Origin of the sequence: Achromobacter aloeverae, assembly GCF_004121055.1 — a bacterium.
Classification (GTDB): domain Bacteria; phylum Pseudomonadota; class Gammaproteobacteria; order Burkholderiales; family Burkholderiaceae_B; genus Bordetella_C; species Bordetella_C aloeverae.
Map to the genome: position 1 here is coordinate 862,622 of NZ_PYAL01000002.1, position 12,574 is coordinate 875,195.

12 protein-coding genes are annotated in these 12,574 nt (G+C 67.7%); 3 read left to right on the forward strand and 9 right to left on the reverse strand.

Features of this window, described 5'->3' with window-relative positions:
• Window positions 1–21: 21 nt before the first annotated feature.
• From C7R54_RS10705 to C7R54_RS10715, 3 genes are all read right to left on the reverse strand, one after another.
• Window positions 22–831 carry an HpcH/HpaI aldolase family protein gene (locus tag C7R54_RS10705; protein WP_129150244.1) on the reverse strand — a complete coding sequence of 270 codons (810 nt, stop codon included), beginning with the start codon at window positions 829–831 and terminating at the stop codon, window positions 22–24.
• 65 nt (window positions 832–896) lie between these two features.
• A complete protein-coding gene (gene araD / locus C7R54_RS10710) occupies window positions 897–2,654 on the reverse strand; it encodes an L-arabinonate dehydratase (RefSeq protein ID WP_129150246.1) in 1,758 nt (585 codons plus the stop codon).
• Window positions 2,655–2,704: 50 nt separating this feature from the next.
• Complete coding sequence (locus C7R54_RS10715; protein WP_129150248.1) at window positions 2,705–3,685, reverse strand: Bug family tripartite tricarboxylate transporter substrate binding protein; 981 nt, start codon at window positions 3,683–3,685, stop codon at window positions 2,705–2,707.
• Window positions 3,686–3,800: 115 nt separating this feature from the next.
• Here C7R54_RS10715 and C7R54_RS10720 point away from each other — a divergent pair, with 115 nt between their 5' ends.
• A complete protein-coding gene (locus tag C7R54_RS10720; RefSeq protein WP_129150250.1) occupies window positions 3,801–5,009 on the forward strand; it encodes a LacI family DNA-binding transcriptional regulator in 1,209 nt (402 codons plus the stop codon).
• Between the two features lie 73 nt (window positions 5,010–5,082).
• Here C7R54_RS10720 and araD (C7R54_RS10725) read toward each other — a convergent pair whose 3' ends face one another.
• The 3 genes from araD (C7R54_RS10725) to C7R54_RS10735 are packed head-to-tail and all read right to left on the reverse strand — an operon-like array spanning window position 5,083 to window position 8,724.
• Window positions 5,083–6,870 carry an L-arabinonate dehydratase gene (gene araD, locus C7R54_RS10725; protein ID WP_129150252.1) on the reverse strand — a complete coding sequence of 596 codons (1,788 nt, stop codon included), beginning with the start codon at window positions 6,868–6,870 and terminating at the stop codon, window positions 5,083–5,085.
• Window positions 6,871–6,894: 24 nt separating this feature from the next.
• A complete protein-coding gene (locus tag C7R54_RS10730; protein WP_129150253.1) occupies window positions 6,895–7,695 on the reverse strand; it encodes an aldolase/citrate lyase family protein in 801 nt (266 codons plus the stop codon).
• Window positions 7,696–7,722: 27 nt separating this feature from the next.
• Entirely contained in the window at window positions 7,723–8,724 is a 1,002-nt protein-coding gene (locus tag C7R54_RS10735) for a Bug family tripartite tricarboxylate transporter substrate binding protein (RefSeq protein ID WP_129150255.1), read from the reverse strand.
• Window positions 8,725–9,104: 380 nt separating this feature from the next.
• On the opposite strand from C7R54_RS10735, the gene C7R54_RS10740 reads away from it, so the two are divergent.
• Both C7R54_RS10740 and C7R54_RS10745 read left to right on the forward strand, forming a co-directional pair.
• On the forward strand, window positions 9,105–10,184 hold the full coding sequence (locus C7R54_RS10740; protein ID WP_129150257.1) for a LacI family DNA-binding transcriptional regulator: 1,080 nt from the start codon (window positions 9,105–9,107) through the stop codon (window positions 10,182–10,184).
• A gap of 39 nt (window positions 10,185–10,223) precedes the next feature.
• On the forward strand, window positions 10,224–11,366 hold the full coding sequence (locus C7R54_RS10745) for a mandelate racemase/muconate lactonizing enzyme family protein (RefSeq protein ID WP_129150259.1): 1,143 nt from the start codon (window positions 10,224–10,226) through the stop codon (window positions 11,364–11,366).
• A 105-nt stretch (window positions 11,367–11,471) separates the two neighbouring features.
• Here the strand turns inward: C7R54_RS10745 and C7R54_RS10750 are convergent, their stop codons facing one another.
• From C7R54_RS10750 to C7R54_RS10760, 3 genes are read right to left on the reverse strand one after another with little or no spacing between them, the layout of a single operon-like run.
• Complete coding sequence (locus C7R54_RS10750; RefSeq protein ID WP_129150261.1) at window positions 11,472–11,714, reverse strand: hypothetical protein; 243 nt, start codon at window positions 11,712–11,714, stop codon at window positions 11,472–11,474.
• A gap of 27 nt (window positions 11,715–11,741) precedes the next feature.
• Complete coding sequence (locus C7R54_RS10755; RefSeq protein ID WP_129150263.1) at window positions 11,742–12,110, reverse strand: HepT-like ribonuclease domain-containing protein; 369 nt, start codon at window positions 12,108–12,110, stop codon at window positions 11,742–11,744.
• Window positions 12,107–12,397, reverse strand: a complete 291-nt coding sequence (locus C7R54_RS10760; RefSeq protein WP_129150495.1) for a nucleotidyltransferase family protein — start codon at window positions 12,395–12,397, stop codon at window positions 12,107–12,109. Before C7R54_RS10760 ends, C7R54_RS10755 begins: the two co-directional genes overlap by 4 nt.
• Window positions 12,398–12,574 lie beyond the last annotated feature (177 nt).

Below are 12,574 nucleotides of genomic sequence, written 5' to 3' on the forward strand. Positions count from 1 at the left end.
TCGGATCTTGTCGTGATTGCCTCAATACACCGTGCTGCTGAATTCGCGCGCCAGGCCGGGCCGTATGGCCTGGATGAAGGCGGCGGCCTGGCGCATCATCATGCCCATGTCCGACGCCACCGCGACGAAGCGATAGCCGAGGTCCAGGAACTGCCGTACCACCTCGGGCGTGGGGCCGACGATGCCGCAGGGCTTGCCCAGGGCGCGGCAGCGCCTGGCCACGTCCTCGATCACGGCCAGCACGTCGGGGTGGGTGATGTTGCCGATATGCCCCATGTTCGCCGACAGGTCGCCCGGCCCCAGGAAGAAGGCGTCGACGCCCGGCACCGCCGCCATGGCTTCCAGGTTGCGCACGGCCCGCGGCGTCTCCAGCTGGATGATGGTGTAGACGGAGTCGTTGGCCCGCGCGCCGTAATCGGCCGCCGTGCCGTAGCCGCTGGCCCGGTGCACGGCGGCGAAGCCGCGCGTTCCTTGCGGCGGGTACTTGGCGTGGGCCACGGCCTGCGCGGCCTGTTCGGGCGTATCGATGAAAGGGAACATCAGCGTCGCGGCGCCGAGATCCAGCGCGCGCTTGACGCAAACGGCGTCGTTGGCCGGCAGGCGCGTGACGGCGCAGGCGGATGTCCCCGCGATCGCCTGTAGCGTGTGCAAGGTGTCCTTCTGGTCCATGGGCACGTGCTCCAGGTCGACGAGCAACCAGTCGAAGCCCGCCCGGCCCATGGCTTCGGCGGTGCTGGTGGCGCCCGACATCAGCCAGGTGCCCAGCGGCACGCCGGGTTGGGCGAGGCGCTGGCGGAAGAGGTTGACGAGGGGATCGCGGTTCGCGGTCATGACAATTCCTTGGCGGCGTGGGCCGGCGCGAGCCGGCGAGGGATGGCGGGATGGAGCGGGATGCTTCAGTAGATCGGCGGTTCCGGCGTGGGCGCGGTGCCTTGCAGGAAGGCGAAGTCGCAGCCTTGGTGGGCCTGGGTGACCTGCTCCTGGTACAGCTTGGCGTAGCCCCGTGCGTAGGTGCGTTCGGGCGCGCGCCAAGTCGCGCGGCGTGCTTGCAGCTCCGTTTCCGGAACGTCCATGTCCAGGCGGCGCGCGCCGACGTCCAGGGTGATGCGGTCGCCGTTGCGCAGCAGCGCCAGCGGCCCACCTACGGCGGCTTCGGGGGAAATATGCAGCACGCAGGTACCGTAGTGGGTGCCGCTCATGCGCGCGTCGGAAAGGCGCAGCATGTCGCGCACGCCCTGGCGCAACAGTTTTTTGGGGATGGGCAGGTTGCCCCATTCGGGCATGCCGGGGGCGCCGACCGGGCCGCCGTTGCGCAGGACCAGCACGGTGTCGGCATCCACGTCCAGGTCCGGATCGTTCATCGCCGCCAGCATGTCCTCGTTGGTATCGAATATCAGGGCGCGGCCAGTGTGCCGCAACAGGCGAGGCGTCGCCGCGGAGGGCTTGATCACCGCGCCGTCGGGACAGAGGTTGCCGCGCAGCACCGCCAGCGCCAGTCCGGCTTCCGGGCACTCGGGCGTGGCCACCTTCAACGGCCGGTCGGGGTCGCGGATAACCTCATCGTCCTCGCATGCCGTGCCGTCGATGTTCTCGCCCAGCGAGCGGCCCGTCACCGTCATGGCGCCCAGGTCCAGCCGCGACCGTAGCTTGTTCAGCAGCGCGGGCAGGCCGCCGGCATAGTGGAAGTCTTCCATCAGGCGGTCGCCCGACGGGAACAGGTTGGCCAGCACGGGAACGTCGCGCGCTATCGCGTCGAGGTCGTCCAGCGCCAGGGCCAGGCCGGCGCGCCCGGCCATCGCCATCAGGTGCACGGCGGCGTTCGTCGATCCGCCCAGGGCCATGTAGGCGACGATGCCATTGCGCAAGGAACCCTGCGTCAGCAGGCGCGAGGGACGCAGGTCCTCCCAGACCATGTCGGTGATCCGGCGTCCGCAGGCCCATGCCATGCGGGTGTGCCCGGCATCCATGGCCGGCAGGCTGCTGGCGCCGGGCAGCGACAGGCCCATGGCCTCGACGATGGCCGTCATCGTGCTCGCTGTTCCCATGGTGTTGCAGGTGCCCGGCGCGCGCGTCATGCGCGCTTCCAGCGCGATCCATTCCTGGCGGCCGATATTGCCGACCGCGTATTCGTCCCAGTATTTGCGGGTATGGGTGCCGGCGCCCACCGTCTGGCCCTTGTAGCGATCATTGAGCATGGTGCCCGCCGGACAGTAGATCACCGGCAGGTCCATGGACAGCGCGCCCATGACCAGCCCCGGCGTGGTCTTGTCGCAGCCGCCCATGAGCACGGCGCCGTCCAGGGGCAGGCTGCGCAGCAGTTCTTCGGCCTCGATGGCCAGGAAGTTGCGATACATCATGGTCGTGGGCTTGACCATCACCTCGCCCAGGCTCAGTGCCGGCAATTCCAACGGGTAGCCGCCAGCCTGCAGCACGCCCCGCTTGACCGCGGCGGCGCGCTCGCGCAGGTGCGCATGGCAGGGCGACAGCTCGCTCCAGGTATTGAGGATGCCGATGACCGGCCGACCCATGAATTCCTCGCGGTCCAGCCCCTGTTGCTGCATGCGTTGCCGGTGCGCGAACCCGCGCATGTTGTCGGCCGCGAACCAGCGCTGGCTGCGCAGGTCTTCGAGGGCCTTGCGTTTGACGTCGGTCATGTTGCTTGCACCATGTTGCTCTGCATCTTGTTGTTTTCCATCTTGTCGCCTCATTCCATCCTGATATTGGCCCGCTTGACCAGGTCGCCCATGGCGGCGTAGTCCTTACGCAGGAGCGCCGCGAACCGCGCCGGCGTCGAGCTGAGGATGTCGTAGCCCTGCGCCGTCAGCAGGTCGCGGAATTTCGGGTCGCCCAGCACGGCGCCCATGGCCGCATTCAATTGCGTGACCACGCCAGGCGGCGTGCCATGCCGGACCAGGATGCCGTTCCATACCACGGACGTCGCGTCGGCCACGCCCGCTTCGGCCATCGTCGGCACGCCGGGCAGCAGGGGAGAGCGCTTGTCGTCCGCGATGGCCAGGGCGCGCAGCTTGCCGCTCCTGACCAGGGGGACGATGGCCGGCAGGTTGTTGAACATCATGGGAATGCGTCCGCCCAGCAGGTCGTTCAGCGCTTCGGGGCCGCCCTTGTAGGGCACATGGAGCAGCTTGACGGCCGCGCGCAACTGGAATAGCTCGCCCGCCATGTGCATGGTGTTGCCGATACCGGCCGACCCGAATTCGAGGCTGCCGGGCTTGCGCCTGGCTGCGTCGATTAGCTGGCCAAGCGTCCGATACGGCGTATCGGCGCCCACGACCAGCACATTGGGCATGCTGTGCGTCAGGCTGACCGGTTGCAGGTCGTCCAGCACCGAGTACCCCATGGACGGGTAGATATGCGGATTGATCGCCAGCGTGCTCAACGACCCCAGCAAGAGGGCATAGCCGTCGGCGGGCAGCCGTTCGGCGACATAGGCGGAACCGATATTGCCGTTGGCGCCAGGCCGGTTCTCGATGATCACCGTCTGGCGCAGGCGGTCGCCCAAGGCCTGGGCGTAAGGGCGCGCGAACTGGTCGGCGGCGCCACCCGGCGGGTAGGGCACGACGAAGGTCAGCGGCCGGTCCGGATAGGACCCGGCCGCGCGGGCCTGCTTGAGCGCCCCCAGGCACAAGGCCGCTGCGGCCCCGACGGTAAAGCCTCGACGGTTCATGATGTCTCCTTGCTTTTTTTCTCGCGGCTGTCGCGATGAGGGCACTCGCGGGAGCGAATGGCCTGTCGGCGGCGTGGCCTGCGGACGTCTTCGCTGTTACCGGTAACACGATTCCATGGTTACCGGTAACATCGGACTCGGCGAAGTCTATAATGCGGTTCCTCCCGCCGTCAATGCGGCGGTCCAGACACGAGGGGTATCGTTGGCAGGCAAGAAGAAGACAGCGGCGCGGCCGGCGCCCGCCGGGCGGCGCAAGATCGCCGCGATCACCATCCATGACGTGGCGGCGCTGGCGGGCGTCTCCGCCATTTCCATTTCCCGCTACTTCAACCAGCCGGACCGCTTGTCGGAGGAGCTGCGCGCGCGCGTCGAGGACGCCGTCGTCCGGACCGGGTTCGTGCCCAGCCAGGTGGCGATGGGCCTGGCGTCGGCGCGATCCAAGGTCGTTTGCGCGGTGATTCCCAGCATCGCCAACTCCGTGTTCTCCGAAACCGTGCAGGGCATGACCGATGTGCTGCGGTCTTCAGGCCACCAACTGCTGCTCGCGACCAGCAACTACGCCATGGCCGAAGAGGAGAGCGCGGTCTGCGCCTTCGCCGGCTGGCGCCCGGCGGCGATGATACTGACCGGGCCCACCCATACCGAACGCACCGATGCCGTGTTGCGCGCGGCGGGCTGTCCCGTCGTCGAGACCTGGGACGTGCGTCCGCAGAGACCGTTCCACCAGGTGGGGTTTTCTCACGAGCAGGCGGGCCACGACCAGGCCATGCACCTCCTGGAACAAGGCTTGCGCCGCATTCGCTTCGTGCGCACCGGCATGCCCGAGGACTTCCGCGCCGAACAGCGCGCGCAGGGCTACGCGCGAGCCATGGAGGCGTCCGGCCTGGCGCCAGATGTCCATGTGCCCGCGGACCTGGATCCGTTCGAGGCCGGCGCCAAGGCCATCACGCACTTCGCGGCCGAATCGGCCAGGCGGCGACCGCAGGGCATCATCTTCGCCAACGACAATATGGCGGCGGGCGCCATCCTGGCCGCGCCCGGACTGGGATTGTCGCTGCCCCTGGACTGCGCCATCGTGGGCTTCGGCGATTTTCCCATTGCGCGCCGGTTGACCCCCGCGTTGACCACGGTGCATCCGGGCCGCTACGAAATCGGCCGCACCGCGGCCCTGCTGGTTTTGCGGCTGATCGGGGAGGGCGGCGGCGCCGCGCTGCCGCCGGAACGGCACCTGGTCGACACCGAATTCCATGTACGCGCCAGCTCCATGGTTCGCGTGTCGAAAGGCGCTGGGCGGCGCACGGGACGACGGCCTTCCGGGGCATGAAGCCGCGGCGCGTAGCTGCCACGGCGCGGCACCGCCCCGGCCTCGTCGCCGGGCTGCGGCCAGAACGCCCCGGTCAGAAGATAGGCGGTTCCGGCGTCGGCGCCGTTCCCGCCAGCGAGCGGAAATCGCAACCCTGGTCCGCCTGCGTGACTTCTGCCTGGTAGATCCGTGTATAGCCGCGCTGATAGGGCTGTTGGGGCGGCGTCCAGGCTTGCCGGCGGGCGGCGAGTTCGGCTTCCGGCACCAGCATGTCCAGGCGCCGCTCGCCGATGTCCAGCCGCACCTGGTCGCCCGTGCGCAACAGGGCCAGGGGGCCGCCAACCGCGGACTCAGGCGCCACGTGCAGGATGCAGGTGCCGTAGTGCGTTCCGCTCATGCGCCCGTCGGAAATGCGGACCATGTCGCGCACGCCCTGGCGCAGCAGCTTCTTGGGTATGGGCAGGTTGCCCCATTCCGGCATGCCGGGGCCACCCACCGGCCCCGCATTGCGCAACACGAGCACGGTGTTCTCGTCGGCGTCCAGGTCGGGATCGTCGACCGCCGCCAGCATTTCTTCGTTGGAGTCGAATACCAGCGCGCGGCCGGTATGACGCAAGAGCTTGGGGTTGGCGGCGGAGGGCTTGATCACCGCGCCGTCAGGGCAGAGGTTGCCGTGCAGCACGGCCAGCGCCATGCCGGCCTCCGGACAGTCGGACGTGGCCGCGATCAAGGGCTGCTCGCAAGTCCGTATGGTGGGCGCCGCCTGCGCCGAGGGTCCTTCGTCCGCGTCGGGCCAGGCGTCGATTTCCTCGCCCAGGGTGCGTCCCGTGACGGTGAGCGCCGACAGGTCCAGGTGCCCGCGCACCTGCTTGAGCACGGAAGGCAGGCCGCCGGCGTAGTAGAAGTCTTCCATCAGGTGCTTGCCCGACGGATAGAGGTCGACGATGACCGGGACCGCGCGCGCCACGGCGTCCAGGTCGTCCAGGCCCAGCGCGATGCCGGCGCGGCCCGCCATCGCCGGCAGGTGGACGGCGGCGTTGGTCGATCCGCCCAGCGCCATGTACGCGACGATGGCGTTCTGGAAGGAGGCGCGCGTGATGAAGCGCGAGGGCTTGAGGTCTTCCCAGACCATGTCGACGATACGCTGGCCGCAGGCCCAGGCCATGCGGGGATGCGCGCTGTCCACCGCCGGTATCGCCATGGCGCCCGGTAGCGACAGGCCCAGCGCCTCGGCGATCGCGGTCATGGTGCTGGCCGTGCCCATCGTGTTGCAGGTGCCCGGCGAACGCGCCATCCGGCCTTCCAGGCGCACCCACTCGTCGTGTCCGATATTGCCGATGGCGTATTCCGCCCAGAACTTCTTGGTGTGCGTCCCCGCGCCCACGGCCTCGCCGCGATAGCGGTCGTCGAGCAGCGGCCCCGCCGGCAGGTAGATACAGGGGATGTCCATGGACAGCGCGCCCATGATCAGTCCCGGCGTGGTCTTGTCGCAGCCGCCCATCAGCACCACGCCGTCCAGCGGCAGGCTGCGCATCAGCTCTTCGGCCTCCATGGCGAGGAAGTTGCGGTAGATCATGGTCGTGGGCTTGACCATGACCTCGCCCAGGCTCATCGCCGGCAGCTCGAAGGGAAAACCGCCGGCCTGCAGGATGCCGCGCTTGACGGATTCGGCACGCTCGCGCAGGTGCGCATGGCAGGGCGACAGCTCGCTCCAGGTATTGAGGATGCCGATGCAGGGCCGGCCCAGGAAGGCCTCGCGGGAAAAGCCCTGTTGCTGCATGCGCTGGCGGTGGGCGAAGCCGCGTATTTCCTCGTTGGCGAACCAGCGCTGGCTGCGCAACTGGTCCAGCGTCTTGCGGGCGGCGGGGCGGATGGCGCTCACGGCGATGTCTCCAGGAAAGAAAGGTCAGTATTGGCTGTCCGCCGCGGGACCGAGATGCTGGGCATAGCGGGCGGCGACGTCGTCGGCCGCCTTGCGCAGCAGCACCTGGTCGGTGGCGACGGCGACGAACAGCGCGCCCAGGTCCAGGCAGGCACGGGCCCGCTTCTCGTCCAGCATCAGTATGCCCGGCGCCTTGCCGCAGGCGCGAATACGCCGGATGGCGTCGTCGATGGCGGCGCTGACCTTGGGATGCTGCAGCTCGCCGGGATGGCCCATGCTGGCCGACAGGTCGGCCGGTCCGATGAAAATGCCGTCGACGCCGTCGACCGCGGCGATGGCTTCGATATTGTCCAGCGCTTCCTCGGTTTCCACCTGCACCAGCAGGCACAGCTCCTTGTCCGCATCGCGCACGTAGTCCGCGTCGCGGCCGAAATGGCTGGCGCGCATGGTGCCGCCCATGCCGCGTATGCCATGCGGCGGATAACGCATGGCGGCGACGGCGGCGGCCGCTTCCCCGGCGTTCTGCACGAAGGGCAGCAGCAGCGTCTGCGCGCCGATGTCCAGATAGCGCTTGATCAGCACGGCATCGTTCCAGGCGGGACGAACCACGGCCGATGACGGGCGCCGCTGCTCGGCCGCGACGGCCTGCAACTGTTGCAGCATGAGGGGCACGTCGCTGGGCGTGTGCTCGGTGTCCAGCAGCAGCCAGTCATAGCCGGCGCCGGCGATCAGCTCGGACACGAAGGGCGAGGCCAGGGTGGACCACAGGCCGATCTGCGGACGGCCGGCACGCAGGGCGTGCTTGAAGGAATTGTGCAAAGGCATGATGGGCTCGTTGTGTTTGCCGGGTTCTCAATCGATATGGACGTTGCCGGCGCGGATCACGTCGCCCATGGACTGGTAGTCCTTCTTCAGGCGGGCGCTGAACGCGTCAGGCGTCGAGGAGAGGACCTCGAAGCCCTGCGCTTCCATCGGCTTGCGGAAGGCGGGGTCGTCGAGGACCTTGCGCATGGCCGCGCTCAACTTGTCGACCATGGGCGCGGGCGTGCCGGCGCGCACCAGCATGCCGCTCCACGCCACCGATTCCACGCCGGGCAGGCCGACCTCGGCCATGGTGGGGACATCGGGCAGCAGCGGCGAACGCTTGGTGTCGGCCACCGCCAGGACGCGGACCTTGCCGGATTGGTGGAAAGGAATCACGGCAGACAGGTTGTGGAACATCATCGGGATCTGGCCCGCCAGCACGTCGTTCAGCGCGGCGGGGCCGCCCTTGTAGGGGATGTGCATCAGCTGCACGCCCGCCTTGGCCTGGAACTGCAGGCCCACCAGGTGCATGGTGTTGCCGTTGCCGGCCGACCCGAAGGCCAGCGCGCCGGGCTTGGCCTTGGCGGCGGCGATGACGTCGGCCACGGAGTGGTAGGGCGTTTGCGCGCCCACCAGCAGCACGTTGGGCGTCTGGTTGGTGAGCGTCAGCGGCTGGAAGTCCTTCAGCGGATCGAAGCCGGCGTCCTTGTACAGGTGCGGGTTCACGGCCAGGGTGCTGACCGAGCCGTAGAAGACGGTGTAGCCGTCGGCCGGCGTGATGCGGGCGACGTTGGCCGCCGCGATATTGCCGTTGGCGCCGGGCCGGTTGAGGATGATGACGGACTGCCCCAGTTCCTTGCCCAGCGCCTGGCCGAAGGGACGGGCGAACTGGTCCGCCGCGCCGCCGGGCGGCTGGGGCACCACGATGGTGATGGGCTGGCTGGGATAGTCGCCGTTGGCCTGGGCGGCCTGGGGCAGGCAGGTCGTGGCGATCACGGCAAGCGCGCCGGCAAACAGGGCGAGGGCGCGCGCGGGGGCGGTCGAGGGCATGGGGTGTCGTCTCCTGGTGTCTTTCAATACCGCGGCGGCGGATGCCGGCCTCATCGCCGGCAGCGGTCGCCGCGGTTCATATGCCTGGTTTGTATATGCGTATAGGCCTGGGATATGAAACCGGTTTCATCGTGGTGTCGAAAAAACGCCGGCGGAATGAGCGTCGGCGTATTCGCTGCCTCCATCGGCTGGGGGCGGCCCGGCATCACGTCCATTCCATGGGCTTCCCCGGGAAGTTTTTATATGAAACCGGTTTCATGGCAAAAGTGTATTATTCCTTCTTGCCGGTCGTCAATCATCGGACCGCTCATTAGTTCATACCTTCAACACCAACCAGCGCGGCCCGGCCCGGTCGCACAGCCAGTCATACAGGGGAAGCCATGACCGCCGACGCGCCGGACGAAAGCGCCACACGCCGCCGTGGCGCGCGTCCGAAATTGCTGGCCACCACCAATCGCGACATCGCCCGATTGGCGCAGGTGTCCGTGGTGACGGTCTCGCGCTATTTCAATTCGCCCGAGCTGGTTTCCGAAGGGGTGCGCGCACGCCTGCGTGAAGTCATCGCCCAGACCGGCTATGTCCCCAGCCAGGTCGCGCGCCGCCTGGCGTCGTCCAAGAGCGGCGTGGTCGGCGCCGTCATGCAGAACATAGGCAGTCCCACGTTCGCCCGCGTCGTGCAGGGCATTACCGAAGTGGTGGACCGGCACGGGCTGCAACTGCTGCTCGCCAGCAGCGACTACCTTCAGCATGCCGAGGCGCGCGCGATACGGACGTTCCTGGGGTGGCATCCCAGCGCGCTGATCCTCACCCGCGGCGACCACGCGCCCGATATCGAAGCCTTGCTGCGCGGTACACGCGTGCCCGTGGTGGAAGCCTGGGACCTGGCCGACGACAGGCCCTTTCACCAGGTCGGCTTCCGGCAGCGGGACGCGGGCGCGCTGGTCGCGCGGCATTTCCTCGAACAGGGCGTGCGGCATGCGCGTTATGTGCTGCCCGCCAGCGCGCAGGACAGCCGCGCGACGCGCCGCGGCGAAGGCTTTGTGGCGGCCATGCGCGCGGGCGGCGCCGATGCGGCATGCGTGCGCGCGGACGAGGCGGATGACTTCGCGGCTGGGGAGGCCGCCATCGCGGCCTTTGCGGCCGAGCCGCCGGCGAGCCGGCCGCGGGCGCTGGCGTTCGCCAACGACAACATGGCGATGGCGGCCTTGCTGCGTGCGCCGGCCCATGACGTGCAGGTGCCGCGCGATTGCGGCGTGGCGGGTTACGGCGATGCCCTGGTGGCGCCCATGCTCTCGCCCGCGTTGACCACGGTGCGCCCCGATCCCTATGCGATAGGGGCCGCCGCCGCGCATGCGGCCCTGCGTCTCATGCAGGGCGGGGCCGACAGCGGCGCCGCGGTGGCGCGCCAGGAAGTGCCCTGCACGCTGGTCGCCCGCGCCAGCAGCACGATGCTCGAATGACCGGATTCGTTTTTCCCATCCTTTCTCACCGATCACGACATGGCTCAAGAAAGCAGCTTCGAAATCACCCGCCTGGAAACCTTCGTCCTGCGCGTCCCCGCGAGTCCGCCGGTGCGCACGTCGTTTGGCGTAATGCATGACCGTCCCGCGCTGCTGGTGCGCGTGACGGGCAAGGAGGGGTTCCAGGGTTGGGGGGAGGTCTGGTGCAACTTTCCCGCCGTGGGCGCCGAACATCGCGCGCGCCTGGTGGATACCTGCGTCAAGCCCTTGCTGTCTGGCCAGACTTGGCGCGACCCCGGCGAGTGCTTTGATGCGCTAAGCGCGCGTCTACATATCCTGGGAATCCAGTCCGGGGAACCGGGACCGTTGGCGCAGGCGGTGGCCGGCGTCGATACCGCCATCTGGGATATGGTGGCGCGCCGTGCGGGCCAGCCCTTGTGGCGCTACCTGGGAGGACAACCGACGATCGACGTCTATACGTCGGGCATCAATCCGGACCGGCCCGAACGCGTCGCCGAGGCCAAGGCGCGTGAAGGGTATACGGCGTTCAAGCTCAAGGTCGGTTTCGGTGACCAGCGCGACGAGGACAATGTCCGGACCTTGCGCCAGGCCATGGGCACGGGGGCCACGCTGATGGTCGACGCCAACCAGGCATGGACGCCGACGCAGTCGGCGGAGATGGCGGCGCGCCTGGCGGCCTACGACCTGGCGTGGCTGGAAGAGCCATTGCCCGCCGACACGCCCTGGCCGACGTGGCGCACATTGACGGCGGGGTCGCCCATCCCCATCGCCGGCGGGGAAAACCTGCGCGGGCCGGAGGCCTTCGTCGCGGCCATGGAGGAGGGCGGCTTGTCCGTCATCCAGCCCGACCTGGGCAAATGGGGTGGTTTCAGCGCCTGCCTGCCGGTGGCGCGCGATGTCTTGCAGCGCGGGCGCCGCTACTGTCCGCATTGGCTGGGTGGCGGCATCGGGCTGACGGCCTCCATGCACCTGAAGGCCGCGATAGGCGGGGCCGGATATGTCGAGGTGGACTCCAATCCCAATGCCCTGCGCGACTGGCTGCTGCCGGCCGATTACGCGGTCAAGGACGGCAAGGTGACCTTGTCCGGAGAGGCGGGGCTGGGCGTCACGCCGGACCTGGAGCGCTTGCGGCCGTATATCGTTGCGGCGTACGGTACCTGACGAGTCCGCAAGGCCGGTTGGTACGCACCGGGCCTGCGTTCAGTGTTCAGTTTCTGCCTGCTTGCATCCGCTTCGCGTCCGCTGTGCGGATGCAAGCAGCGGCTATCAGAAGCCCTTGCTGATCACCGCCCACACGCGGGTGGACGATTGATCCGACACCACTGAAGGCACGCCGCCGATGCGGCGCGCGACCGAGATGCTCACGCGCCAGAGGTCCTTGCCCCCCCACGCCAGGCCGACGCCGGCGCCGGAGAGCGTGGCGCTGTTGTCTCCGCCGCTCCATGGATGACGGTTGAGCTTGGCGTGGGCGCTGTCGAAGAACGCCACCGTCTGCCATTGACCGGTCATGAAGTCGCCGAGGTCATGGCGCCATGGCTAGCTGATATGGCCGTCATTGATATCACGCTGAACGATGGCCAATTGTTGTAATAACTTAGGCAGCGCCGCCTGCACTGTGTCCCACACCACGTCGAGGTTGATGTCGAAATAGCCGTGTGCGATGCGGTTTCGCATCCCACGCATATTGCGCCACGGCACGTTTGGGTGCGCCTGCGCAAATTCGGCGTAGCTGTCCATCACTTTCGTGGCGGCCTCGCCGATGATGATGAGGCTCATGATGGTGGCCTGTTGGGTACGCTTATCCTCCAGGAAGTCGGATTTGGTCAGCCCGGCCACAAAGTCACATGCATTCCCAGCGGCTTGCCGCATATGGTCCAGATAGTCTCCCAGGCGACTTTCAGTCATACCGGCCTGGCCTCCGCGAGAACCTTGGCTCTAAACCTGGGTGGTAGATCAGCGGGGGTCAACAGATCGACATGAACGCCGAGCAACAATTCAAGCTCGTCCTGGAGGCCGCCAAGGTCGAATAGCGTCGCCCCCGGCAATGCATCCACCAGGAGATCAATGTCGCTCCCGTCCCGATCTGTTCCATGTAGCACCGAGCCGAAGATGCGCGGATTCGCTGTTGGAAAGCGGCTAACTGCCTCAAGTACCGCGCTTCGATATATGTCTAGCACAGCAGACGGTCGCATGGTCATTCCTTCCTATGAATGCTGCCTGAGATGATATGTCAATAGCAGGGCGGCGGCCATTGATCGGCGCGACGATGCCATCACCTTGCTACCCCGGTTTTCTCTAAAGGAGAGATTCGCCGGCGCCGCTTTGCAGCAAGAGAACTTGTTTTTCACATCGATGTCTTGGATAATACA

Excerpts from the sequence above, each read along its gene's own strand:
- C7R54_RS10750 (WP_129150261.1), bottom strand. The coding sequence starts at position 11,714 with ATGACCGGTCAATGGCAGACGGTGGCGTTCTTCGACAGCGCCCACGCC.
- C7R54_RS10715 (WP_129150248.1), bottom strand. The coding sequence starts at position 3,685 with ATGAACCGTCGAGGCTTTACCGTCGGGGCCGCAGCGGCCTTGTGCCTG.
- araD (WP_129150246.1), bottom strand. The coding sequence starts at position 2,654 with ATGACCGACGTCAAACGCAAGGCCCTCGAAGACCTGCGCAGCCAGCGC.
- C7R54_RS10755 (WP_129150263.1), bottom strand. The coding sequence starts at position 12,110 with ATGACTGAAAGTCGCCTGGGAGACTATCTGGACCATATGCGGCAAGCC.
- C7R54_RS10705 (WP_129150244.1), bottom strand. The coding sequence starts at position 831 with ATGACCGCGAACCGCGATCCCCTCGTCAACCTCTTCCGCCAGCGCCTC.
- C7R54_RS10740 (WP_129150257.1), top strand. The coding sequence starts at position 9,105 with ATGACCGCCGACGCGCCGGACGAAAGCGCCACACGCCGCCGTGGCGCG.
- C7R54_RS10730 (WP_129150253.1), bottom strand. The coding sequence starts at position 7,695 with ATGCCTTTGCACAATTCCTTCAAGCACGCCCTGCGTGCCGGCCGTCCG.
- C7R54_RS10720 (WP_129150250.1), top strand. The coding sequence starts at position 3,801 with ATGGTTACCGGTAACATCGGACTCGGCGAAGTCTATAATGCGGTTCCT.
- C7R54_RS10760 (WP_129150495.1), bottom strand. The coding sequence starts at position 12,397 with ATGCGACCGTCTGCTGTGCTAGACATATATCGAAGCGCGGTACTTGAG.
- C7R54_RS10745 (WP_129150259.1), top strand. The coding sequence starts at position 10,224 with ATGGCTCAAGAAAGCAGCTTCGAAATCACCCGCCTGGAAACCTTCGTC.
- C7R54_RS10735 (WP_129150255.1), bottom strand. The coding sequence starts at position 8,724 with ATGCCCTCGACCGCCCCCGCGCGCGCCCTCGCCCTGTTTGCCGGCGCG.